Raw genomic sequence first — 1,534 nt, 5'->3', positions numbered from 1 at the left:
ATTTACAACATCCGAATTTGATGATGTGGATTTAAATGTTGTTGCTGAACAAAGAACAAAATATGAAAGTGAACATTCAAGAGACCAATTAGAAACATTTATTGGTTATTACAACAAACAATTTAGGAATTGTTATGAAATAAATTGACTGTTATATATTTTTTATTTATCTTTGCAGGATGCAAGATAATCAAAAATTAGTAGAAAAAATAAACTCGGTGCTACCTTTTTTAAATGAAGCACAAAAGAGAATCTATTTGGCATCAGAAGTTCTTTATTTAGGGCGAGGCGGAAAAATTAAACTTGAAAAATTAATAGGTGTTTCTCATAATACTATAAATAAAGGAATTAGAGACTTAAAGTCTGATGTACCGATAAGTAATACAACAAAATTAAGAAAAAAAGGAGGAGGAAGAAAGCAAAAGGTAGATGATGGCATTTGGGGAAAAATTAAAGACTTCATATCGCCACACACACGAGGAGAGCCAGAATCTCCTTTATTGTGGGTAAGTAAGAGTCTTCGCAATATTGAAAAAGCTTTGAAAACAGAAGGGATTACTGTCAGTCATAGAATTATTGGAGATGCTTTAAAACGAAACGGATTTAGTTTGCAGGCAAATCGGAAAACATTTGAAGGCAAAGGACATAAAGACAGAGATGCACAATTTGAGTTTATAAACAGAAAAGTTCAAGAATATCATTTTGAAAATCAGCCAGCAATATCAGTTGATGCAAAAAAGAGAGAACTTATTGGTAATTACAAAAATAATGGACAAGAATGGTGTGAAAAAAAATCTCCAGAAAAGGTGAATGCATATGATTTTTTAACAGATGCAGAAGGAGTTGCAATACCTTATGGTATTTTAGATATGTTCAATAATAAAGGATGGGTAAACGTAGGTATAACAAAAGACACAGCAGAATTTGCAGTACAAAGCATTAGAAACTGGTGGTACAAAATGGGTATTTATTATAATAATAAAGCAACATCTCTACTAATAACAGCAGATGGCGGAGGAAGTAACAGTTCAAAAGGAAAACTTTGGAAGTTTGAATTGCAAAAATTGGCAAACGAGACAAGACTAAAGATTGAAGTTGTTCATTTTCCTCCTGGTACAAGCAAATGGAATAAAATAGAACATCGTCTATTTTCTTATATATCTAAGAATTGGCGAGGAAAACCTTTAATAAGCTATGAGGTTATCATCAAACTAATTGCTTCAACCAAAACAAATACAGGACTTGATGTAGAATGTGAAATAGATACAAATGATTACAAAACCGGAATTAAAATTAAAAAGAAGCAGGAAAGAGAAATTGAAATTGTTCGTAGCTCATTTCATGGCGAATGGAATTATAGTATTTACCCTCAATAATAGTCATGTTATTTCATAACAAATCCTAAATGACAAACAAATAAACAAATAAACAAATAAACAAATAAACAGAAGTACTTAAAGTGCCTAAAGTACTTAAAGTTAAAAAATAGCAACTAAATGACAGCGAAGCAAATGACCACTAAATGACAAACAAA

General features: G+C 30.8%; 1 protein-coding gene. It reads left to right on the top strand.

Translation table 11 applies throughout. The annotated features are described in order from the left end of the window. The first annotated feature begins 179 nt into the window (after positions 1-179). On the top strand, positions 180-1,376 hold the full coding sequence (locus tag U9R42_14885) for an ISAzo13 family transposase (protein MEA3497310.1): 1,197 nt from the start codon (positions 180-182) through the stop codon (positions 1,374-1,376). Positions 1,377-1,534: the final 158 nt, after the last annotated feature.

This window comes from Bacteroidota bacterium, assembly GCA_034723125.1.
Classification (GTDB): Bacteria; Bacteroidota; Bacteroidia; order CAILMK01; family JAAYUY01; genus JAYEOP01.
Note: the sequence above shows the minus strand (reverse complement) of the source record. Positions and strands in the feature narration are given on the sequence as shown.